The organism is Streptomyces sp. NPDC020489 (genome assembly GCF_044386545.1).
GTDB lineage: Bacteria > Actinomycetota > Actinomycetes > Streptomycetales > Streptomycetaceae > Streptomyces.
On sequence record NZ_JBIRUZ010000014.1, the window covers coordinates 105,815 to 129,079 of the forward strand.

General features: G+C 73.7%; 16 protein-coding genes. 5 read left to right on the top strand and 11 right to left on the bottom strand.

Going from position 1 to position 23,265, the window contains the following annotated elements:
- Positions 1-209 precede the first annotated feature (209 nt).
- Together ACH41F_RS32150 and ACH41F_RS32155 are read left to right on the top strand one after the other, a co-directional pair.
- Positions 210-854: a hypothetical protein gene (locus tag ACH41F_RS32150; RefSeq protein WP_391234611.1), complete on the top strand. Its 645-nt coding sequence runs from the start codon at positions 210-212 to the stop codon at positions 852-854.
- Positions 855-1,119: 265 nt separating this feature from the next.
- Positions 1,120-3,039, top strand: a complete 1,920-nt coding sequence (locus ACH41F_RS32155) for a protein kinase (protein WP_398838651.1) — start codon at positions 1,120-1,122, stop codon at positions 3,037-3,039.
- Positions 3,040-3,104: 65 nt separating this feature from the next.
- Here the strand turns inward: ACH41F_RS32155 and ACH41F_RS32160 are convergent, their stop codons facing one another.
- From ACH41F_RS32160 to purN, 3 genes are all read right to left on the bottom strand, one after another.
- Positions 3,105-3,848: an AAA family ATPase gene (locus tag ACH41F_RS32160; RefSeq protein ID WP_391234607.1), complete on the bottom strand. Its 744-nt coding sequence runs from the start codon at positions 3,846-3,848 to the stop codon at positions 3,105-3,107.
- Positions 3,849-3,977: 129 nt separating this feature from the next.
- Positions 3,978-5,543 carry a bifunctional phosphoribosylaminoimidazolecarboxamide formyltransferase/IMP cyclohydrolase gene (purH, locus tag ACH41F_RS32165; RefSeq protein ID WP_391234605.1) on the bottom strand — a complete coding sequence of 522 codons (1,566 nt, stop codon included), beginning with the start codon at positions 5,541-5,543 and terminating at the stop codon, positions 3,978-3,980.
- Positions 5,540-6,169, bottom strand: coding sequence for a phosphoribosylglycinamide formyltransferase (gene purN / locus ACH41F_RS32170; protein WP_391234603.1), 630 nt, complete (start codon positions 6,167-6,169; stop codon positions 5,540-5,542). Before purN ends, purH begins: the two co-directional genes overlap by 4 nt.
- A gap of 319 nt (positions 6,170-6,488) precedes the next feature.
- Between purN and ACH41F_RS32175 the strand changes: the two genes are divergently transcribed.
- Positions 6,489-7,250 (top strand): hypothetical protein, encoded by a 762-nt coding sequence (locus ACH41F_RS32175; protein WP_391234601.1) that lies wholly within the window; start codon positions 6,489-6,491, stop codon positions 7,248-7,250.
- Between the two features lie 3 nt (positions 7,251-7,253).
- Here ACH41F_RS32175 and ACH41F_RS32180 read toward each other — a convergent pair whose 3' ends face one another.
- Positions 7,254-9,104, bottom strand: a complete 1,851-nt coding sequence (locus tag ACH41F_RS32180) for a DUF6350 family protein (RefSeq protein WP_398838653.1) — start codon at positions 9,102-9,104, stop codon at positions 7,254-7,256.
- Between the two features lie 96 nt (positions 9,105-9,200).
- On the opposite strand from ACH41F_RS32180, the gene ACH41F_RS32185 reads away from it, so the two are divergent.
- Positions 9,201-10,409, top strand: a complete 1,209-nt coding sequence (locus tag ACH41F_RS32185) for a helix-turn-helix domain-containing protein (protein ID WP_398838654.1) — start codon at positions 9,201-9,203, stop codon at positions 10,407-10,409.
- A gap of 209 nt (positions 10,410-10,618) precedes the next feature.
- Here the strand turns inward: ACH41F_RS32185 and sucD are convergent, their stop codons facing one another.
- The 7 genes from sucD to ACH41F_RS32220 all read right to left on the bottom strand — a co-directional run bounded on the left by sucD (position 10,619) and on the right by ACH41F_RS32220 (position 21,501).
- Positions 10,619-11,503, bottom strand: a complete 885-nt coding sequence (gene sucD, locus ACH41F_RS32190) for a succinate--CoA ligase subunit alpha (RefSeq protein WP_030317110.1) — start codon at positions 11,501-11,503, stop codon at positions 10,619-10,621.
- Between the two features lie 21 nt (positions 11,504-11,524).
- Positions 11,525-12,703: an ADP-forming succinate--CoA ligase subunit beta gene (gene sucC / locus ACH41F_RS32195; protein ID WP_391234595.1), complete on the bottom strand. Its 1,179-nt coding sequence runs from the start codon at positions 12,701-12,703 to the stop codon at positions 11,525-11,527.
- A gap of 457 nt (positions 12,704-13,160) precedes the next feature.
- Entirely contained in the window at positions 13,161-14,759 is a 1,599-nt protein-coding gene (locus ACH41F_RS32200) for a hypothetical protein (protein ID WP_398838656.1), read from the bottom strand.
- A 303-nt stretch (positions 14,760-15,062) separates the two neighbouring features.
- Positions 15,063-16,022 carry a hypothetical protein gene (locus ACH41F_RS32205; protein ID WP_398838657.1) on the bottom strand — a complete coding sequence of 320 codons (960 nt, stop codon included), beginning with the start codon at positions 16,020-16,022 and terminating at the stop codon, positions 15,063-15,065.
- Between the two features lie 303 nt (positions 16,023-16,325).
- Entirely contained in the window at positions 16,326-17,495 is a 1,170-nt protein-coding gene (locus ACH41F_RS32210; protein ID WP_398838658.1) for a VWA domain-containing protein, read from the bottom strand.
- Between the two features lie 139 nt (positions 17,496-17,634).
- Positions 17,635-19,995: a DUF5682 family protein gene (locus tag ACH41F_RS32215; RefSeq protein ID WP_398838754.1), complete on the bottom strand. Its 2,361-nt coding sequence runs from the start codon at positions 19,993-19,995 to the stop codon at positions 17,635-17,637.
- 348 nt (positions 19,996-20,343) lie between these two features.
- Positions 20,344-21,501 carry an AAA family ATPase gene (locus tag ACH41F_RS32220; RefSeq protein ID WP_398838660.1) on the bottom strand — a complete coding sequence of 386 codons (1,158 nt, stop codon included), beginning with the start codon at positions 21,499-21,501 and terminating at the stop codon, positions 20,344-20,346.
- 145 nt (positions 21,502-21,646) lie between these two features.
- On the opposite strand from ACH41F_RS32220, the gene ACH41F_RS32225 reads away from it, so the two are divergent.
- Positions 21,647-22,993, top strand: a complete 1,347-nt coding sequence (locus ACH41F_RS32225; protein WP_398838662.1) for an SWIM zinc finger family protein — start codon at positions 21,647-21,649, stop codon at positions 22,991-22,993.
- The last annotated feature ends 272 nt before the right edge of the window (positions 22,994-23,265 follow it).

Sequence of the window (23,265 nt, forward strand, 5' to 3'; positions counted from 1 at the left end):
GCCTGTCCCGCCGTATCCACTCATGATCAGCGATGTTGCACTTGCACAACACATAGGGATTGCGGCTGGACAACGAACCGGCCACTGAAGAACGATTGTGGCCACAGTGCCGCGGGCTGTACCGGGGGGACGAACCGCATCTGTAGAACCTTCCTCCGACCGTGCCGCTCGTCGTCCCCGCACATTCGGTCTACGGAGGAAACACCGCCATGAGTTTCGGCGACCCGAACAACCCCTATGGGCCCCCGCCCCAGCAGCCGCCCGCCGCTCCCCCCGGGTACGGCTACCCGCAGCAGGGACCGCCGCCCGGATACCCGCCGCAGCCGCAGCAGGCCTACCCCGGTTACCCGCCGCAGCCGGCGTACCCCGGCTACCCGGGGGGCGCCAACATGGTGCCGCAGTCGATGCCGGGCCTGCTGGTGACGGCCCGCGTCTTCCTGTTCATCATCTCGGCCGTGCAGATCATCGGCGCCCTGGTCTTCCTCTACTTCGCCGCGTTCGCGAGCGACGTGTCGGACGGCGCCGACGAGCTCGGGTTCAGCACCGGGAGCGACGGCGCCGACATGGCGGCCGGCGTCTTCGGCGTCTTCGCCCTGCTCGCGGCGGCTCTGGCGGCCCTGTCGATCACCCTCGGCGTCAAGTTCAGCCGGGGCGGCCAGGGCATCCGGATCACCACCGTGATCTACGGCGCTCTCGGTGCCATCGTCGGCATCCTCGGCCTGTTCGTCGGCCTCGACTCCGGTCTGGCCTCGGCGGTCGTCGGCCCGCTGCTGTGGCTGGCGTTCGGCGGCATCATCGCGGCCGCCCCGGTCGTTCCCAGCGGCACTGCCTGGTTCGCCCGCCCGCGCTACTGACCCGCACGGCGAGCGCGCCGAACTCGCGTTCGCGAACGGACGGTTCACGCCGACCGTGTCCAAGGGCCGTGTCTCACCCGCACGCGGGGAGACACGGCCCTGGTCCGTCGCGGGCCGCTCGCCCCGCGTTTCCTGCCCTCCCCTCGGCCGGACTGCCGGCCGCCGGTCCGGCACCGGCGGGTCCAAGGCCGCCCCGGCACGCTAGCCTCACTGCAACTCGCGTGACGCCGTTGGGCGTTGAGGCAGAACAGCACTCGGGGGACTCATGACGGACCAGCGGCATCCCACGCCGCCGTACCACGCCGAGCTCATACGCGCCGGTGCCGCTCCGCTCCAGCCCGCCGACCCCGCCCGCATCGGACCGTACGTGCCACTCGGGCGGCTCGGCAGCGGCGGGATGGGACGGGTCCATCTGGCCCGCCCCGCCGACGACGGCCCCGGCCTCGCCGCGGTGAAGGTGATCCGGCCCGAGTACGCCGAGGACCCGGAGTTCCGGCGGCGGTTCGAGCGGGAGGCCGCCGTGCACGGGCGGGTCGACACCCCGTACGCCCCGCGGCTGCTCGGCACCGGGTTCGAGTCCGAGGACGAGCTGCTGTGGATGGCCACCCGGTACGTCCCCGGCATCAACCTCGCCGACGCCGTGCGCAACGGCGGCAGGCTCGAACAGGCCGGCGTGTGGCGGCTGGTGGCGGAGCTGGGCCACGCCCTCGCGGCACTGGCCGACGCCGGTGTCGTCCACCGCGACCTCAAGCCGTCCAACGTGCTGCTGTCCCCGCGGGGCGTGCACGTCATCGACTTCGGCATCTCCCGGGCCGTCGACAGCAGCACCATCACCGGCACCGGCAGCCGGGTGGGCACCCCGGCGTTCATGTCCCCCGAGTACCTGCGAGAGGGCACCTGCGACGGGGCCTCCGACGTCTTCTCCCTCGCGGGCACACTGATCTACGCCGCCACCGGGCACACCCCGTTCGGCGACGGCACCGGCGTCGGCGTCATGCACCGGGTGGCCTTCGAGGAGCCCAGGGCGGAGGTGATGTCCGAACTCGCCTCGGTCGACGAGCCGTTGGCCGCGCTGCTGACCGCCTGCCTCGCCAAGGACCCCGCCGGGCGCCCCACCCCGGCGCAGCTGATCGAGGCCGCCGCGCGCGCACGGCTCGGGGACACCGAGCCCTGGCAGGAACCGTTGGCCACCCGCCTGCTGGAGCAGCAGGCGGCATGCGAGCTGCTGGAGCGGGTCTCGACACGGCAGAACGGCGGGCTGCGGGCGCCGGGGGCGTCAGGGGTGCCGGGGGCGTCCGGGACGTCACGGATGCCGGGGACGCCGGGCATGCCGGGGGCGCCGGGCATGCCGGGGGCGCGCACGGATGCGCCTCACGCGGGTCCCGCCGCCCCGGGCTCAGGCTCGGCCTCGGCCTCGGACCCGGCCCTCGACCCCACCCCCGCTCCCCCACAGCCGCCCGCCCACCACTACGCGGCGTCCCTCCCCACCCCGCCGGGCGAGTTCGCGCCCTCCACGCCCCCCACCCCCCGCGCTCCCCGCCATCGGAGGAAGCCCTACCTCGCCCTCGCCGCCGCCCTCGCGGTGGCCGTCGTGGTCGTGGGCGCGCTCTTACTCACCCGCTCCTCCCACGAGGAGACAGCCGGACCGTCCCCCACGGTCTCCGCGGGCGCCCCCTCCGACGCCGACGCCGCCTCGGGCCTGCCCGGCGCCTCCTCGCCGCCCGCCGCGAGCGGCTCCCCGAACGGCTCCGCGGGCAGGCCGGACGAGACGACGCAGGAGCCGGGCGGGGAAAAGGAGACTTCTGCCGGTTCCGACGACGGCCCGGTCGGCCGTACCCCCTCCGCGACGGCCACCCAGGGCGGGGGCGGAGCCACGAGTGACGGCGGCGCCCCCACCGCCACGGCCGGCGAGACCGCGCCCACCCCCGCCGACCCGCCCTGGATCTCCGAGTGCACGTACTACTCCGGCACCGAGCTCACCAGCAGGGGTGACAAGGGCGAGCGCGTGGTCCAGGTCCAGTGCATGCTCACCCGGCGCGGCTACGCCGTCGGCGACTCGGGGGTGGACGGCAAGTTCGGCAAGGGGACCCAGACCGCGGTGAAGCAGTTCCAGAGCGCCAAGGGGCTGGAGGCCGACGGGGCGGTGGGCGCCGAGACCTGGGCGGCGCTGCGGAGTTCGACCTGACGACGACGGGGCGCGGCACGGGAGCCGACGAGCGGGCCGGTCGCCGGGGGCGAGGGGCGCGCGGCTCAGCCGCCGACTATGTGCCGCAGATAGGCGCGCGGGTCGTCCAGATAGCGCCGCCAGTGCTCGACCAGCTCCAGTTCGTGCCACTCCACGGACCGCATGCCGTGCTCGCCGACCTCGATGATCTCGGCGCCGGGCAGGGCGGTGAGCAGGGGTGAGTGGGTGGCGCAGATGATCTGGGCGCCCGCGCGGGCGAGGTCGTCGAGGACGCCGACGAGTTCGAGGCAGGAGGCGAAGGAGAGCGCGGACTCCGGTTCGTCCAGGACGTACAGGCCGGGTTCGCGGAAGCGCTCGCGGAAGGCCATCAGAAAGCCCTCGCCGTGGCTCATCTCCTCCGGGGTGCCGGTGAGACGGCCGGTGCGCTGCTCCCTGCCGAGTGCGTCGAGCGCGGTCTCGGCGCGCAGGAAGAAGCCCCGGCGGCGGGTGTGCGGGCCCTGGAGCATCCGGCGCCCGGCCCTGGTGGCCTCGAACCGCATCCGGTCGCCGAGCGGCGAGCGCTCCCGCGGACCGGCGTAGCGATGGCCCGCCGAGCCGCCCCAGGGGTCGAGTCCGAAGGCCTCCGCCAGGGCCTCGACGAGGGTCGACTTGCCCGAGCCGTTCTCCCCGACCAGGAAGGTGACCGGGGCGGTGAACCGCAGGCCGTCGTCGAGGAGCTGCCGCACGCACGGCACCGACCAGGGCCAGGGGGCGGGGCCGGCCGGCTCCGCCGCCTCGGCGACATGGGCGTACGCGCGTTCCACGATCATGCCGCCAGGCTCTCATCCGGCACTGACAACGGCGCCCGGTCACGAGGACCGGGCGCCGCGGCACAGCGAGATCAGCGAGATCAGCGAGATCAGCGAGATCAGCGAGATCAGCGGATCGCGGGGTCGGGCTCAGTGGAAGAAGTGCCGCGTCCCCGTGAAGTACATCGTCACGCCCGCCTTCTTCGCGGCCTCGACGACCAGTTCGTCACGGACCGAGCCGCCCGGCTGCACGACCGCCTTCACGCCGGCCTCGATCAGGATCTCCAGGCCGTCGGGGAAGGGGAAGAACGCGTCCGAGGCCGCGTAGGAGCCCTGCGCGCGCTCGGCACCGGCCCGCTCCACGGCGAGCTTGGCGGAGTCGACGCGGTTGACCTGGCCCATGCCGACGCCGACCGAGGCGCCGTCCTTGGCGAGGAGGATGGCGTTGGACTTCACCGCGCGGCAGGCCTTCCAGGCGAACGACAGCTCGGCGAGCTCGGCCGCGCTCAGCGCCTCCCCCGTCGCCAGCGTCCAGTTCGCCGGGTCGTCGCCGTCCGCCTGGAGGCGGTCGGTGACCTGGAGCAGCGCGCCGCCGTCGACGAGCTTGAGCTCGACCGGGTTCGCGGGGGCGGCCGGGGCCTTCAGCACGCGGATGTTCTTCTTCTTGGCGAGGGCCTCCAGGGCCCCCTCCTCGTAGTCCGGCGCGACGATGACCTCGGTGAAGATCTCGGCGACCTGCTCGGCCATCTCCTTGGACACCGGACGGTTGACCGCGATCACACCGCCGAACGCCGACAGCGGGTCACACGCGTGTGCCTTGCGGTGCGCCTCGGCGACGTCCGCGCCGACCGCGATGCCGCAGGGGTTGGCGTGCTTGATGATCGCGACGGCGGGCTCGTCGTGGTCGTACGCGGCACGGCGGGCGGCGTCCGTGTCCGTGTAGTTGTTGTACGACATCTCCTTGCCGTGCAGCTGCTCGGCCTCGGCGAGACCGCCGCCGCTGCCGTCGACGTAGAGCGCGGCGGGCTGGTGCGGGTTCTCGCCGTAGCGGAGGGTGTCCTTGCGCTCCCAGGTGGCACCCAGGAAGTCGGGGAAGCGGGACTCGTCCACGGGCGCGTACTCGCTCGCGAACCAGCTCGCGACCGCGACGTCGTAGGACGCGGTGTGCTGGAAGGCCTCGGCCGCGAGCCGCTTGCGGGTGGTGAGGTCGAAGCCGCCGTCCTGGACGGCGCTCAGGACGTCGGCGTACCGCGCGGGGCTGGTGACGACGGCGACCGAGGGGTGGTTCTTGGCGGCGGCGCGGACCATCGAGGGGCCGCCGATGTCGATCTGCTCGACGCACTCGTCCGGCGAGGCGCCCGAGGCGACGGTCTCGCGGAACGGGTAGAGGTTGACGACGACCAGGTCGAACGGCTCGACGCCCAGCTCGGCGAGCTGGCGCTGGTGGTCCTCCAGGCGCAGGTCGGCGAGGATGCCGGCGTGCACGCGCGGGTGCAGCGTCTTGACGCGGCCGTCCAGGCACTCGGGGAAGCCGGTGAGCTCCTCGACCTTGGTGACGGGGACGCCGGCGGCGGCGATCCGGCCGGCGGTGGACCCGGTGGAGACGAGCTCCACGCCCGCCTCGTGCAGCCCGCGCGCGAGGTCTTCCAGACCCGTCTTGTCGTAGACGCTGACGAGCGCCCGTCGGATGGGCCGCTTGTTGCTCTCGGCGGTCACTGGATAACTACCTTTCGTCCCTCAATGCGATAGCCGTTGCGGGCGAGCCGCCCCACGACATCGACGAGCAGCCTTCGCTCGACTTCCTTGATGCGCTCGTGCAGAGCGTTCTCGTCGTCCTCGTCCCGGACCTCGACCACGCCCTGGGCGATGATCGGTCCGGTGTCGACGCCGTCGTCGACGAAGTGGACGGTGCAGCCGGTGACCCGGGCGCCGTACGCGAGCGCGTCACGGACGCCGTGGGCGCCGGGGAAACTGGGCAGCAGGGCGGGGTGGGTGTTCACGAACCGCCCGCCGAAGCGCGCGAGGAACTCCTTGCCCACGATCTTCATGAACCCGGCGGAGACCACCAGGTCGGGCTCGTACGCGGCGGTCGCCTCGGCGAGGGCGGCGTCCCACTCCTCGCGGGTCCCGTAGTCCCTGACCTTGCGGACGAAGGTCGGGATGCCGGCCCGCTCGGCACGAGCGAGCCCCTCGATGCCGTCGCGGTCGGCGCCGACGGCCACGATCTCGGCACCGTAGGCCTCCGTGCCGACCTGGCCGATGGTGTCGAGCAGCGCCTGGAGGTTGGTGCCGGATCCGGAGACCAGCACGACGAGGCGCTTGGCCACGGGCTTGGCGGCCACGGTGGGGCCCTTTCTCGGGGGAGCGTTTTCCGTACGGTCGGCCGTCCGGACGTGCGTTATGTACGTTCGTACGAATGCTTCGCGCCCCGGGATACGGGGAAGTCTACGAAGCGGCCGAACGCCAGCAACGATACCGGCACTCCGGGCGGCCCCCACGGGACGGGGGCGGGGCCGGGAGGTAGCGTCTGCTACGGCCCGAGTCGGGAACGTGGTCGTCGTGCGGTGCGTTTCCCGGATGAAGGCTCACGCCGGACAGCCGTTCCCGCCGTCCGCTCGTCGCCGTCACTCGTCATATCACCTAGGGGAAGACGCTCACTTGATGCCGGACCGCAGCCTGCGACTCCTTTCGCTCCCCCCGCAGCAGGCGCAGGGAGGGGAGCACCGCGGCGTGCTGCTGCGGGAGCGCCCCGCCTCACCGCCCGACGCGCCCTCGGACCAGCCGGACCGCAAGGCGGAGGAGGACAACCCCTTCGCGCCGCCGCCGGAGGGCACCCCCGACCGCCCCTGGCAGCCGCGCCACCCGGCAGGCGACTCCTCCGACGACGACGAGGGCCGCCGGTCGCCGTGGGGCAGCCAGTGGAGCGACCGCCAGCCCGGCCGCTCCTCCGGCACCTTCGGCGACCGCCCCGGCAGCGGCTCCGGCCCCGAGGGCCAGGGCGGTCCCGGCCAGGGCGGCGGCATGCGCTGGGACCCGACCGACCCGGCCCAGCGCCGCGCGCGGTACTCCCTGCTGACCGGTATGTGGGCGTTCTTCTTCGCCCTCTTCAGCTGGCCGTACGTCGCGCTGCTGCTCGGCGCGCTCGCCCTGTACTGGGGCATCAGCGCCCTGCGCGCCAAGCCGCGCACCCCCGACCCGGACGCCTCGGTGCCCGAGGCGGGGGGCCGCCCGCAGCGGACGGCGGCCATCAGCGGACTGGTCACCTCGTCCCTGGCGATCGCCCTGGTGGCGAGCACGTTCGCGGTGCAGCTCGTCTACAGCGACTTCTACACCTGCACCAACGACGCTCTCACCAACGAGGCGAAGCAGTCCTGCGACCGCCTGCTGCCGGAGCAGCTGCGGGACGTCTTCGGCACCGGCTGACCCTCACGGCGCCTCCGGCGGCTCGAGAGGCGCCGACACCTCCTTCAGCGCCGCCCACCGGGCCTGCCGGGAGGCGTCCCGCTCGGCGTCGTCGGGCCAGGCCCGCGGGTCGGCGGGCAGGAAGTCGTACGGCTCGAAGGAGGGGTCGTCCTCGCCGTGGCCGTACGGCGCGGCGGGTGCGGGGGCCGACCGGGCGTGCTTGCCGCGGGAGAACCAGCGGCGCGAAGAGGCGGCTCCTCCGGCGGCCGGGGTGGCGTCCTCGTCCGACGGTGCCGCGGGGAGGCCGCCGCCTGTCGCGGGCTGCGGTACGGGCGGACGGGCGCCCTTCGTGCGCGAGAACCAGCCACCGGGTGCGGGGGATGGCGTCCGCGACGCCTGGAGGCCGGGCTCCGGCGCGAACCGCTCCTCGGCGCTCCCCCGACCTGCGGACGCCCCCGGAACCGCCGTCAGCCCCGATGCCGCCGCCTCCGCCCCAGCCCGGCGCTCCCGTCGTTCCCGGCACCGCCACGCCCGTGCCCCCACGGCCGTCGGGACGGCCGCCAGCGAGACCCAGGCCAGCGCCGCCGCACCCGTGAGCCACCACACCGGCCCGAACCGGGCGAGCGCGGCGACCCCGAGCGGACCGCCCGCGAGCGCGGCGAGCAACGCGACCGCCGCCGCGCACAGGACCCCGGCCAGCCAGGCGGTACCGGCGGTGCGGCCTCGGGACCAGGCGGCGACCGAGGGTGCGGTACCTCCTTTCTCCTGGCCCCTCACCGTCTTCTCCTCGCCTCTCGTCGTCGGCACCCCGGACCCCCTGCCGGCCTCGCGGCGGCTCCCGGCCCGGCCGACGAAGCAGCCCACCGTCACCCCGGCCACCAGGGGCACCCCGGCGGCGGCCCAGTTCGGCCACGTCCCCGCTCCCGCCTCCGGGACCGCCGCCAGCAGCGGGAACGGCGGCAGGAGCGGCGCGGGCGCCGACGACAGGGGGCCCACCACATGCCCCGCCCCGAGCACGAAGCCCGGCCCCAGCGCGTACGAGGCCGACCAGACGGCCGCGTTGGGGAGCAGCGCGACGCACAGCAGCAGCACCGCGAACCGGCCCGACCAGCCCTCCGTCAGCTGGAGGAAGGAGAGCCGGGTGGCGCCGCCGTGCCACACCAGGGACGTTCCCAGCAGCAGCGCGCCACCGCCCACCAGCACCGCCACACCCGCGCCGGCCGCGCGCGCCGCCGCGGCGAGTCGGTCTCGGGCGTCCGGGTCGAGCAGCAGCCGCCGCATGCCCGCGGGCAGCGACAGCAGCACGTCGTCCACGGGTTCGCGTGGGCGGCCGTATGCCGTCCAGACCCCCGCGCCCGCCGCCGAGACCACGACCAGGGGCACGCACACCACCGTCCACATCCACGCCGGTCGCAGCTCGCCGCCGGCCGCGTACAGCGCGGCCCCTGCCCCGACGGTGAGATAGCCGAGGACCACGCCCGTGAACGCCGCCCCTCCCGTGGCCTCGGGGGAGTCGTCGACCGCGTCCCGCGCGGCCCGGTGCACCAGCCACACCGGCAGCGCGAGCAGCAGCAGCGGCGTCACCCCCATCGGTGCGGGGACCCCGGACAGGGTGTCGGTGCGTACCAGTTCCGCCCCGTGCGCCAGCAGCCACAGCGCCGCCGCGGCATGCAGCGCCCCGTCCGGACCGCTGTCGGGATACGGCGAACTGATCCACAGCACGATCACCAGCACGGCGAGCGAGCCGAGCCCGAGCCCGGCCGCGAACACACCGCCCAGCAGGCCCGCGGCCAGTCCGGGCGAGCGGTCACGCACCCGGGTGAGCACGGACGACAGGGGGAATCGGCGAACGGTCATCTGGTTCACGACCGTCATGCTCCCAACGACACGCGCTTTCTCGTCGTAACAGGCGAACCCCCGATGTGTCGCTCAATATACGACTATGTACTTTTTCGTACGAAGGGGCGTGCTGTGACTCAGGGCCCTGCCACCCCGCTCCCCCCGCCCAAGGAACGCCGACGCCTGCGCGAGGCCGCGTCGTTGACGCGGGCTCAGGTCGCGGAGCGGACGGGCGTCACCCCCGAAACGGTCCGAGCGTGGGAGTCCGGCCGCACGACCCCGCGGGGCCGGAAGCGGGAGACGTACGCGAACCTGCTGAGCGGCCTGGCGGAGGAGCGGCGGCAGCAGACCGAGGTGACGGCACCTCAGGAGGTGGCGGACGTGCGGACGGTGACGGTCACACAGGAGGCGGTGGGCGCGCGGGAGCCGGCCGCCGCGGAGACGGTGGTGACGGTCGCGCGGGAGGCAGGGGAACCCGTGCCCGAGGGGCCCACGGGCGGGGGCGGGTCGCTGGCCGCCGAGCCCGAGTCGCCCCCCGCCAAGCCCCTGACGCCCGCTCAGGCGTTTGACGCGCTCTACGCGTTCTGCGCGCCCGCCCTCGTACGGCAGGCCTATCTGCTCACCGGCCGGCGCGAACTCGCCCGCGAGTCCGTCGAGCGGGCCTTCCAACTCGCCTGGCAGCGCTGGCCCGAGGTCGCCGTCGACCGGGACCCGGCGGGCTGGGTCCGGGCCACGGCGTACGAGTACGCCCTCTCCCCCTGGCACCGCTTCCGCCCCCGCTACCGGCACCCCGAACCACCCCCCGCCGACGCGTCCGACCGCGCCCTGCTGGACGTACTCCTCAAGCTCCCCCCGCCCTACCGCCGCACGCTTCTGCTCTACGACGGTGTCGGCCTCGACCTGCCGGAGACCGCGGCGGAGACGGAGGCGAGCACGCCCGCGGCGGCCGGCCGGCTGCTCCACGCGCGCGAGGTCGTCGCCACGCGCGTCCCCGAACTGGCCGACCCCGCCGCTCTGCACCGACGGCTGGCCGAACTCGCCTCCACGGAGCGACTGCGCGCCGCGAAGCCGCCGACGGTGCGCACGGGCGGTGAACGCCGGGCACGCTTCTGGACGCGGGCGGCGATCGCGTTCACGGTGGCGTTGATCGGGACGACGGCGTTGACGGTACGCACCGCTCCGACGCACTACGAGCCGCCGATCGCCCCGGGCGCGGAGATCGAGGGCGTGCCGCCGCGCGTCGCGCAGGGCGCGTTGTCGCAGGCGGAGGCGGAGCTGCGGGAGAAGCTGCGGGACGCCATGACGAACGGCCCGGAGAGGCTGCTACCGCTGAGCCGTTAGCCCACGGACCGGTGAGGGCTTGGTCGCGCGGTTCCTCGCGCCCTCTGAGGAAAGGGGGCCGGAGAGCGACTCAGGGGCGCGAGGAACTGCGCGACCAGCCACAACGCACCCGCACCCGCCGCACAACCCGATTCGGCACCCCGTAACGCGTCGATGGGCCCGCCCCAACCCTCGGAGCGAGCCCATCGGACGTTCAGTCAGGTACCTGCTCAGCCGGCCAGAATCTCGCGCGCCAGCTTGGCCGTCTCGGTCGGCGTCTTGCCGACCTTGACGCCGGCGGCCTCGAGGGCCTCCTTCTTCGCGGCGGCCGTGCCGGAGGAGCCGGAGACGATGGCGCCGGCGTGGCCCATGGTCTTGCCCTCGGGCGCGGTGAAGCCCGCGACGTAGCCGACGACCGGCTTGGTCACGTTCTCCTTGATGAAGGCCGCGGCCCGCTCCTCGGCGTCGCCGCCGATCTCACCGATCATGACGATCAGGTCGGTGTCGGGGTCGGCCTCGAACGCGGCGAGCGCGTCGATGTGCGTCGTACCGATGACCGGGTCGCCACCGATGCCGACGGCGGACGAGAAGCCGATGTCCCGCAGCTCGTACATCATCTGGTAGGTCAGCGTGCCGGACTTCGAGACCAGGCCGATGCGGCCCGGCTTGGTGATGTCGCCCGGGATGATGCCGGCGTTCGACTGGCCCGGGGTGATGAGACCGGGGCAGTTCGGGCCGATGATCCGGGTCTTGTTGCCCTTCGAGACGGCGTAGGCGTAGAACGCCGCCGAGTCGTGGACCGCGATGCCCTCGGTGATGACGACCGCGAGCGGGATCTCGGCGTCGATGGCCTCGACGACGGCCGCCTTGGCGAAGGCCGGCGGGACGAAGAGGACGGACACGTTGGCGCCCGTCTTCTCGATCGCCTCGGCGACCGTGCCGAAGACCGGGATCTCGTTGCCGTCGATGTCGACCGACGTGCCCGCCTTGCGGGGGTTCACGCCACCGACGATGTTGGTGCCGTCCGCCAGCATGAGCTTGGTGTGCTTCATGCCCGTGGCACCGGTCATGCCCTGGACGATGACCTTGGAGTCCTTGTCGAGGAAGATAGCCATGGCTTGTCTGTCCCTCTTCCCTTACTTCGCAGCCGCGAGCTCGGCGGCCTTGTCGGCCGCGCCGTCCATGGTGTCCACGCGCTGGACCAGCGGGTGGTTGGCGTCGGAGAGGATCTTGCGACCCAGCTCGGCGTTGTTGCCGTCCAGACGGACGACCAGCGGCTTGGTGACTTCCTCGCCCTTGTCCGCGAGCAGCTGAAGCGCCTGCACGATGCCGTTGGCGACCTCGTCACAGGCGGTGATGCCACCGAAGACGTTGACGAAGACCGACTTGACGTCGGGGTCGCCGAGGATGATCTCCAGGCCGTTCGCCATGACGGCGGCGGAGGCGCCACCGCCGATGTCGAGGAAGTTGGCCGGCTTGACGCCACCGTGGTTCTCACCGGCGTACGCGACGACGTCCAGGGTGCTCATGACGAGACCCGCGCCGTTGCCGATGATGCCGACCTCACCGTCGAGCTTGACGTAGTTGAGGTTCTTGGCCTTGGCGGCGGCCTCGAGCGGGTTGGCCGCGTCCTTGTCCTGGAGGGCCTCGTGCTCCGGCTGACGGAACTCGGCGTTCTCGTCGAGGGAGACCTTGCCGTCCAGGGCGATGACGTCACCGGAGGCGACCTTCGCCAGCGGGTTGACCTCGACCAGGAGGGCGTCCTCCTTGATGAAGGTGTCCCACAGCTTGACGAGGACGTTGACGACCTTGTCCGCGACCTCGGCCGGGAACTTCGCGGCCTCGACGATCTCGCGGGCCTTGGCCTCGGTCACGCCCTCGTTGGCGTCGATCGGCGTCTTGGCGACGGCCTCGGGGCGGGTCTCCGCCACCTCCTCGATCTCCATGCCGCCCTCGACGGACGCGATGGAGAGGAAGGTGCGGTTGGCGCGGTCGAGGAGGAAGGAGACGTAGTACTCCTCCACGATCTCGGGCGCCGTCTCGGCGATCATCACCTTGTGGACCGTGTGGCCCTTGATGTCCATGCCGAGGATGTTGGTCGCGTGCTCGACCGCCTCGTCCGGGGTGGCGGCGAGCTTCACGCCACCGGCCTTGCCGCGGCCGCCGACCTTCACCTGGGCCTTGACGACGGACTTGCCACCGAGGCGCTCGGTGGCTGCGCGGGCCGCCTCAGGCGTGTCGATGACTTCACCGGCCAGCACCGGTACATCGTGCTTGGCGAAGAGGTCCCTCGCCTGGTACTCGAACAGGTCCACGCGCTTCCGTCCCTATCAGTGATCTCGCGGTTCGTTGTCTGCGTGGGCGTGCCGCGAGGGCAACGTGACGTCCGACCGGTGTCTGTCACAAGGGAGGCGCACACGGTGTCCGAGCGCGCGGCATGTCCGTCTCGCAGGTTATCGCTGCTTCCCGGGGGCCCCTAAATCGAGGGTCACACCTGAGCGGTGATACCTGTCACATGATGCCGCCCTCACTGGCACGGTGTGCCAGGTGTGAGGGGCCGGGGGTCCCGGAGGGAAGGGCCTCACCGGGCTGGGGTTGACCCGGTGAGGCCCCATGAACAGCCCCTCTGGGGGGCGCGGGGCGGCCGGTCCCCACCCCAATGGGGACCGCGCCTCCCCGACCGTGAGGCTTCGACCGGACAGACCGACGGCTTTCGGCCGTCCGGGTCCTACGTCCTCACGGAGTCTGTTGTCCGCCGCCGCGACGGTGGGGTCAGGCGTCGTACGAGACGCCGTACGGCTGGGCGTAGCCGGGCGTGACCGCCTCGGTGACGTCCCGCGCACCGGTGACGGTGTCGTGGGCCAGCGGGGTCACGCCGTCGACCGTGTGACCGGCGACCGGCACGACCCCGCCGACGACGGGCCGCGCATCGCCGACCACGCCGTACGCGAAGGGGGCGACCTCGCCCGTCACGCCGTACGCGAGGTCCCCGGCGCCCTCGGCGACCGGCTGGACCGTCCGGGCCACGGCGCCGACGACCGGCCGGACGGCGCCGGTGACACCGTCCGCGAAGGGCCGGACCTCGTCCGTCACGCCGTACGCCAGGTCCGCGGTGCGCCCTCCCACGCCGGACGCGAGCGGCGGCACGGCACCTGTGACGGACCGGACGTCCGCGGTCACGCCGTACGCCAGACCACCCGCGTCCGCTACGGCCCGCCCCGCGACCGGGACCACGCCGTGCACCGCCGCGTTCGCGACCGGCGGCAGCACGGCACCCGGGGCATCGGCGGTGACCCGTCCGGCCAGACCGGCGCCGTACGCGGGCACGTCGGCGGCGACCCCGTCCACGACCGGGTGCAGCCCGGCCACGGCACCGGTGGCGACGGGGGTCACGCCGTGCGCCGCCGCACCGGCGAGGTCGTGGGCGTCATCGACGGTGGCGGTGACGACGGGCCGGACCTCGGCCACGACGCCGTACGCGAGCGCGGTCGCGGCCTCGGCGGTACCGCCGACGATCGGGACGACCCCGCTCACCGCACCGGTGGCCACGGGGCCCACGCCCTCCACGGTGCGCGTGGCGACCGGGACGACTCCCCCTACCGTGCGCCCCACGACCGGCGCGACCCCGGCCACCACCTGGTCCGCGACGGGCCGCACCCCGTCCACGGCGGCGACGGCCACCGGGGGCACGGCGGCGGCGGTCGTCTCGTCGACGATCGGGGTGACGGTGCCGGTGATGCGCGCGGCGCCGGTTGCTCCGGTGGCGGTGCGGGCCGCCGAGCGCGCGGCCGGGAGCCTGGTCCGGGCGCCGGCGAGGGCCCGCTCGAGCTCCGGGGCGAAGGCGGCGAGGGGGCCGAAGAGGTGGTCGACCTCGTCCTGCGGGGTGGCCGGGTCGGTGCTCGCGTCGGAGGCGGTGGCCCGGGCGGTCTCGGCGGTCCCGTGGGCGGCCGCGGCCTGTGCCTGCGCGGCACGGGCCGCCTTCGCGCCCTGGATGGCGGCGGCGCCCTTGAGCTTTGCGGCGTTGGTGGTGGGGGCGGGCGTGACGGTCTTGGGGACCGTGGTTGTGGTTGGCGGGGTGGTGATCTTCGCCGCGATGTGGCGGCCTGCGGTGTCCGCGGTCCCGGTGGCGGCGGGTGTGGCGGTCGCGGTGGTGTCCTCCACGGTCGAGGTCACCCCGGAGACGGCGTCCCGCGCGTCGGGGACGACGCCGTCGACCGCGCCCGTCACGGCGTCCGAGACGTCGGTCGTCGTGTCCGACATGGACAGCGAGGAGGCGGGGAGCTCGTCGGCGCTCGCCACACTGGAGCCGAGCGCCCACGCGCCGGTGACGCCGGCGGCTATGACGATGGAGCGGTGGATGTTCTTGTTCATGCGTACGTCAGATCCTTGAATCCTGGGGTCCGAGGCTCCCGGGAGATCCGCCAGGGGCTCTGGCCTCTGCGGCGGGCCCCTGGGCTGAGCCTCTGAGCTGAGCCTCTGGGACGCGTCCGCGACGGAACTCGGGTGCTTTCGGAGGGCTGGGGACACTTCCGGTGCCGGTCAATCCGCGCTGCCCAGGGCGCGACGGGGATCCGCGGGGTTCCGCAGGAGTCCGCTGAGTCCGCCGTGTTCCGGGCGAGGGGGAGACCGGTTCCGCGCCCGCGCGGGAGATCCAGCGCGGGGGGAGGTCCTGCCCTACGCCGGGGAAACCGGAACGTCCCGGTACCGGTCCCGGGTCTCGAAGGCCTCGGCCCGATCGGCGGCACCGGCCACGAGCCGCACCGCCGCCCGGTGGTTCAGGGACACCGCCTGCGCGTCCCCGTGCCGCGACGAACCGCCGTCCGCCACCGACCGGTGGCCCAACTGCCCATCCGTGTCATCGCCGGGCGCCTGCGGCACGGGTACGTGCGCGCCCCGCACGGCAGGGTGGCCGCCGGACCGCGTCGCCGTACCCGCCGCGGGTGAAGCGGTGACGGAGCGCGGACCGGCGAACCTCGCCGTGGCGGTCGCGGCGGCCTTCCCGGAGTCGTCGCCCGCGCGCGTGCCGACCACCGGTGACTTCGACGCGGGGGCCGCCGTGACCGGCGGTGTCTGTCCGGGAAGTTCGGACCCGGACGGCAGGCTCGGCAGCCCCGGAAGCTCGGGCAGGCCGGGGGCGTCGGGGAGTTCGGGGGCGTGGGGCAGGTCGGGGGCGTCGGGCAGTTCGGGCGCGGGCAGGGAGGGCAGGCTCGGCAGCGGCGGCATCTCGGCGTGCGGCTGCGCGAGTTCTCCGGTCACCGTCTCCACGAGATCGCCGACCGGTCGCAGCACCGCTCCGTCCACGGCGCCGACCACGTCCTCGACGACGTCGTTCTCCGGGCCCGCCGAGAGCGACGTGTCCCTCCGGCCCGTCGGAACGGTCGAGTTGGCCGGAACAGCAGGGAGTGCGGGAGCGGACTTGATCGAGGTGGCCTTCGTCTTCGTCGGGGCGGCGGCAACCGTCCCCGACTTCACCGTCGTCGTCGGCAGCCCGTCCGCCGCGCTCGCCTGTCCTCCGCAGAGGAACCCGAGTGCGCACAACCCGCCCACCAGCAGCACCAGGTGCAGCGCACGCCGCCCGGCCGCCGTGCGCAGACTGCGCAGAGCGGCACCAGGCAGTGTGGCCGGCCAGGTCAAGGGGACGGGTCCTCCCGTGGGGCGCGACGCATCACGCGTGTCGAGCAACCAGTCGGTGCGACGCGGTACGAGCAGTGCGAGCGAGCGGTTCGGACGAGCGGTGGGGGCGGGCGGGGCATGGGGCACCGCCGACGCGGCACCGATACTCGCACGGGAGTGCGGAGGTTACGCAAGCCCTCCGTTACCGATGCGGCTCATGTCCCTTTTGCCGACCGAATCCGGATGTCGCCGGATCGACAAATCACCGCCTGACCGGGCTCGTTACCGGATCGGGCCCCGCACACCCACACACCCCCCGTCCGCTCACACCGTGTCCGGGATCGGTATCGGCCGCTTCTCGATCGCCGCGGCCATCACCTCCGGGAACAGATCCGGCGTACAGGCGAAGGCCGGTGCGCCGAGGGCGGCGAGCGCGGCCGCGTGCTCCCTGTCGTACGCGGGCGCCCCCTCGTCGGAGAGTGCGAGCAGCGCCACGAACTGCACCCCCGACGCCTTCATCGCCGCCACCCGCTTCAGCATCTCGTCGCGTATGCCGCCCTCGTAGAGGTCGCTGATCAGCACGACGACCGTCTCCGCGGGCCGGGTGATCTGCGACTGGCAGTACGCCAGCGCCCGGTTGATGTCGGTACCGCCGCCCAGCTGGGTACCGAACAGGACGTCGACGGGGTCGTCGAGCTGGTCGGTGAGGTCGACGACCGCGGTGTCGAAGACGACGAGCCGGGTGTCGATGGACCGCATGGAGGCGAGCACCGCCCCGAACACGGACGCGTACACCACCGACGCCGCCATCGATCCCGACTGGTCGATGCAGAGCACGACCTCCTTCTTCACCGACTGCGACGCCCGCCCGTACCCGATGAGCCGCTCCGGCACGATCGTCCGGTACTCCGGCAGGTAGTGCTTGAGGTTGGCCGCGATCGTGCGGTTCCAGTCGATGTCGTGGTGCCGCGGCCGGCTGACGCGGGCGCTGCGGTCGAGGGCGCCGGTGAGGGTGGCCCGGGTGCGGGTGGCGAGCCGCTTCTCGAGGTCATCGACGACCTTGCGGACGACGGCACGTGCCGTCTCCTTCGTCGTCTCCGGCATCGCCTTGTTGAGGGAGAGCAGCGTGCCGACGAGATGCACGTCGGCCTCGACCGCCTCCAGCATCTCCGGTTCGAGCAACAGCGTGGCGAGGCCGAGCCGGTCGATGGCGTCGCGCTGCATGACCTGGACGACGGAGGACGGGAAGTAGGTCCGGATGTCCCCGAGCCACCGGGCCACGGACGGCGCGGACGCCCCCAGCCCCGCGGAACGCTCCCGCCCCGACTGCTTGCCCTGCCTGTCCCCCTTTCCGTAGAGCGCGGTCAGCGCCCCGTCCATCGCGGCGTCCCGTCCGCCGAGCGCGCATCCGGTGCCGTCGGCGGTCTCGCCCCCGAGCACGAGCCGCCAGCGCCGCAGCCGTTCCTGTGCCGGGTCCATGGCCTCGGTCGTCATCCGGCCACCCCCGTCCGCGGCCGCGCCCAGAGCGGAACCACTCGGACAGCCCTGGTCGGCCCTTCGCCCGCCGTCCGCGCGTCTTCCCCCGTCCCCTTCGCTCCCGCCCGTTCCCTCGGTGCACCCGGCCGATCGGTCGTCATTGCCCCACCCCCACAAGGTCGTTGTTCCCGGCGCCCGCAGGGTCGCCGTCCAGTCCCAGCAGCAGCCGGACCACCGGCAGCACCGCATCCGCACGTTCCAGGTCGAGGTCCGCCCCGAAGCCGGGTATGCCGGACCCCCCGCCCACCACGCCACCCTGCTTGCCCGGCCCCCGCCGGACCAGCTCGCCGAGCGTCCGCCGCACCCCCGGCTCGTACGCCGAGAAGGTCCGTCGCAGCAACGGCAGCACGTCCGTGAACGCCTCCGCCGGCACCCCGGTCAGCCAGGCGTCGACCAGCCCGAGCAACCGCTCGTCGTGCACGAGCAGCATCCCGCCCCCGGCGCCGCCGCCGACGAACCCCTCGATCCACGCGGCCGCGTCCGCCGGTGGCGTCCCCGGTGACAGCACGAGCCCCATGAGCCGAGCCGCCTCGTCCTGCCCCAGCTCCCCCTCATCCAGCAGCAAGCGCACGGCCCGCCCCCGGATGACCCCGGGCACGCTGTCCCGCCCCGACAGCACCCGGAGCACCGACCGCCAGCGCGGCCGGAGGTCACCGTGGGGAGAGGCGGGAACTCCGGCCGACGGTCCCGCCGCCACCGCGTCCCCGAGCAGCCCCACCGCCCCGTGGACCGCGTCCACATGGCGTCGCATCTCCTCCGCCGCGTCCGTGTCGAGCGCGGCGCAGGCCGGGGGCAGGCCGACGAAGACCCGCTCGGCGAGGCCCGCGGCGACCTCGGTCAGGGCGTGGGTGTCCGTGCCGCGCACGTCGCCGTAGCGCAGGGCACGGACCAGGGCGGGCAGGGCCTGGGCGAGGTGGCCGACGTCGGCGTCGAGGGCGGCGCGGTCGGCGAGGACCCGCATCACCACCGGCAGCGCCTCGGGCAGTTCGGCCAGGAGACAGCGCTCGGCCAGCGCGGTGACGTCGGCGAGGCCGGGCGCGCTGACGGCGTCCGCCGCCACCTTGGCGGTCGCCGCGGCGAGCACCGTCGTACCCCACACCCCGGCCTCCGCGACCCGCACGGACAACTCGGGCTCCCACCGCAGCCGCCACGTCTCCCGGAACGTCCCGGTGCTCCCCCGCGACACCGCCGGCTCGCCCCATCCGACGCCCAGCAACCGCAGCCTGTGCAGCAGCCTGCTGCGGCCCGCGTCGGTCTCCTTGCGCAGGTCGAGCTCCAACTCCCGCTCCAGCGCCTCCGGTTTGAGCCGCAACCGCCGCTGCGTCCGGTCGAGGTCCCGCTGCAACGGCACCGCGGGCGCCCCCTGCGGCACCTCCCCCAGCACGTCCCCGACGACGAGCCGGTCGTGCACCAGCGACAGCGGTACGTCCGAGCCCTCGCACATCACCGCGCGCACCGCGTCGGTCGTCTCGCCGAGCCCCGCCAGCGGGCGCCCCCGCATCGCCGCCAGCGTCTCGGCCAGCCGTACCGCCTCGATGACATGGGCCGAGGAGACCAGCCGGTCCTCGTCCCGCAGCAGCCCCGCCACCTTGGTCATCCACCGTTCGACGGGCCGGTCCGGTGCGCCGAACAGATGCCCGTACCAACCCGGCGAGTCGATCCCGGCCCCGTACCCACTGGTCCGCGCCAGCCGCCGATACGTCCACGGCACCCACGTCATGTCCGCCTTGACCTTCGGCAGCCCCTTCACCAGGGCCCGGTCGGCGGTGACCGCGGTCTTCTCCCGCAGCGCGGGTACATGCCAGGCCCCGCACACCACGGCCACACCGGATTCAAACTCCCGCTGAGCCGACCGCACCTGGAGCCGCATGTACGCCTCCCGCACGAGATCCCGCTCGTGCCCGCCGCTGCCGAACTCCTCCCGCAGCGCCCCCATCGCCTCCTCCAGCGCGGCGAACGGCGCGAACACGTCCCCGGCCCCGGCGCCCCGGTGCTCTACGACGTCCTCCCACCAGCGCTCGGGGTCGTCGTAACCGGCGGCCTCGGCGAGTACGGCGAGGGGGTCGACTCGGACATCGGGCTTGCCGGACTCCTCAGTCCCGTCAGCCCCGTCGATCCCGTCGGCCTCACCCGAACTTTCAGTCCCGTCGGCCCCGTCAGTCCCGGTGATCCCGTCTGCCGTCGCCTCCCTCCCCCACGCCAGCGAGTGCGTGGCCGGCAGGTCGATGAACCTCGCGGGGACGTCGTTCGCCAGCGCCCAGCGGATGGCCACCCACTCCGGGGAGAACTCGGCGAACGGCCAGAACGCCGAGCGGCCCGGCTCGTCGACGGCGTGGGCGAGGAGCGCGACCGGGGGCCGCATGTCCTCGTCGGCGGCCAGCGGGATCAGTGCGTCCGCCTCGGGCGGGCCCTCGATCAGGACGACCCGGGGCCGGGCCGCCTCCAGCGCCGCCCGCATGGCCCGCGCCGAACCGGGGCCGTGGTGCCGCACCCCGAGCAGCAGAGGTTCCCTGCCGATGGCCGACCCGGCCGACCCGCTGACGCCCCGCCCGGTGACCCCGCTCCCGTCCCCCACGGTCACGCTCCCCTCGTCCCCCTCATGTCCCGTCACACCGTCCCCCTCCCCTCCGGAACCACCGACCACCGACTGCCGACCACCGGCTGACGGCAGCCCCGCCCCCGCCCCGTACGAACGACGAGCCGCCCGTCCCCCGGCCCTCACCGGAGTTGCCCGAGCCCTCCGATCCCCCGGAGCCGCTCGCGCCCTGGTCCCCGCCGGGCCGCCCCCACCCCAGGTCGTCCCCGCTCACACGCTCACCTCCCGGCAGGCGCGGTAGAAGTCCTTCCACTCGTCGCGTTCACGGACGACCGCCTCCAGGTACTCCTGCCAGATCACGCGGTCGGCCGCCGGATCACGGACCACCGCGCCGAGGATGCCCGCGGCGACATCGCCGGCCCGCAGCACTCCGTCGCCGAAGTGGGCGGCCAGGGCGAGGCCGTTGGTGACGACGGAGATGGCCTCCGCCGTCGACAGCGTGCCGCTGGGCGACTTGATCTTCGTCCGGCCGTCCGCGGTGACGCCGTCACGCAGCTCGCGGAAGACGGTCACGACCCGGCGGATCTCGTCGATCCCCTCCGGCACCGCGGGCAGGTCGAGGGAGCGGCCGAGCTGGTCGACGCGCCGCGAGACAATGTCGACCTCGGCCTCGACGCTCGCAGGCAGCGGCAGCACGACGGTGTTGAACCGGCGGCGCAGAGCGCTGGAGAGGTCGTTGACCCCGCGGTCGCGGTCATTGGCGGTGGCGATGAGGTTGAAGCCGCGGACGGCCTGCACCTCTTGGGCCAACTCTGGTATCGGCAGCGTCTTCTCGGACAGGATCGTGATGAGGGTGTCCTGGACGTCGGCGGGGATGCGGGTCAGCTCCTCCACCCGTGCCGTCATCCCCTCCGCCATGGCCCGCATGACGGGGCTGGGGACGAGGGCGTCCCGGCTCGGCCCGTTCGCCAGCAGTTGCGCGTAGTTCCAGCCGTACCGGATCGCCTCCTCCGGCGTGCCGGCCGTGCCCTGCACCAGCAGCGTCGAGTCGCCGCTGACGGCCGCCGCCAGATGCTCCGACACCCAGGTCTTCGCGGTGCCGGGCACGCCGAGCAGGAGCAGGGCGCGGTCGGTGGCGAGCGTGGTGACGGCGACCTCGACGATGCGGCGCGGTCCCACGTACTTCGGTGTGATCACCGTGCCGTCGGGCAGCGTGCCGCCAAGCAGATAGGTGGCCACCGCCCACGGCGACAGCTTCCAGCGGGCCGGACGCGGACGGTCGTCCTGCGCGGCCAGCGCGGCGAGTTCGGCGGCGAAGGCGTCCTCGGCATGCGGTCGCAGCGCCTCGGTTTCTGACGCGGGTGTGTTCGCGGGCGCGGACCCGTTCTGGCTCGGGTCGACGGTCGTCGGTTCTACGGACACAGGCATGGCTGAGTCCCCCTCCAGCTCGGCCGGTTCGGATCTGGGGACCACGTTGCACCATGCCACTGACAATCTGATCTGACCTGCGCAAACGCACTCGCTGAGGCCGCTGCCGACCCGATTGTCAGTGGGGGGATCTACCGTCGATGACATGACTCAGCAGGGGGTGCGCTGGAGCGCGGACCAGGTGCTGGCGCTGGCGCCTGACGCCGCGTCACGCAAAGCGGGAAGCAAACTCGGGGCGGCGGGGCCGTGGTCCGAGGTGGGGAGTTCCGACGAGGGGGCGGTGTGGGGACTGTGCAAGGGCAGTGGCAGCAAGCCGTATCAGACGGTCGTGGACATCGCGGACGTGTCCGGGCCGGCGTACAAGTGCAGTTGCCCGAGCCGCAAGTTCCCGTGCAAGCACGCCCTCGGGCTGCTGTTGCTCTGGGCGGGGGAGGACGGCGCGGTGCCGCGGGGACAGGCGCCGGACTGGGCGGAGCAGTGGATGGAGGGGAGAAGAAAGCGCGCGCAGGAGAAGGCCACGGCACCGTCCGGCACCGGCACCGGTGACCCGGAAGCGGCGCGACGCAGGTCGGAGCGCCGGGCCGCGCTGGTCACGGCGGGGGTGACGGAGTTGGAGCAGCGCCTCGCGGACCTGCTGCGGGGCGGCCTGGCCGGCGCGGAACAGGCCGGGTACGCGCTGTGGGAGGAGACGGCGGCCCGCATGGTCGACGCCCAGGCCCCCGGACTGGCGGCGCGGGTGCGGGAGTTGGGGTCCATACCGGCGTCCGGCCCGGGCTGGCCGGTACGGATGCTGGAGGAGTGCGCCCTGCTCCACCTTCTCGACCAGGGGTGGCTGCGTCGCGAGACGCTGCCCGACAGGCTGGCGGCGACCGTCCGTTCCCGCATCGGTCTGCCCGCCTCGCCGGACGAGCCCGCGGTGCGCGACCGCTGGCTGGTGCTCGCCCAGTACGACACGGCGGACGCCCGCCTGACGACCCGTCGGATCTGGCTGCACGGCGCCGACTTCGGCCGCGCGGCCCTCCTCCTCTCCTACGGCGCCGCTGGCCGCGCCCCCGAACTGGCCCTGCCGGTGGGGCTGGTCCTGGACGCGGAGGTGTCCGCCTACCCGGGCGCCGGACAGGTGCGGGCCGCACTGGGCGAACAGTTCGCACCGCCCGCGCCCGCTCCGATACGCCCGCCGGGCATCACGACGGCCCAGGCGGCGGTGCGTTACGGCGAGGCGCTGCTCGATGATCCGTGGCTGGAGTCCGTCCCGGTCACCCTCGACCGGGTCGTCCCGACGCCGCACGGCGACACCTGGCAGCTCGCGGACGCCGACGGGGACACGGCCCTGCCACTCACCCCCACCGCCCGTTCCCGACCGGGCCTGTGGCGCCTGGTCGCCCTCTCGGGCGGCGCCCCGGTCAAGGTTTTCGGCGAGTGCGGCCACCGTGGCTTCACCCCGCTGACGGCCTGGCCGGAGGGACCGGGAGAGCCGGTACCGCTGTACTGACCGGCCCGGCCCCGCACAGCGTGCCCGCACCACCGGCACGGCCTCGCGGCGACCCGCGCCCCGTGCCGAGTCCCCTCTCATCGACCTGGGAGCAGACACGGACACCAACGTCCACGCCACACGAACCCGCACGACGGCACACACGACACATACGGCGCCCACAGCACGCACAGCCATCGCAGGACACAGGGCACACACGGCCCGCACGGCCCGCACGGGCGACGACATCCACGTCACCCGCCTCGACCTCCTACTCCCGACCGAAACCCACA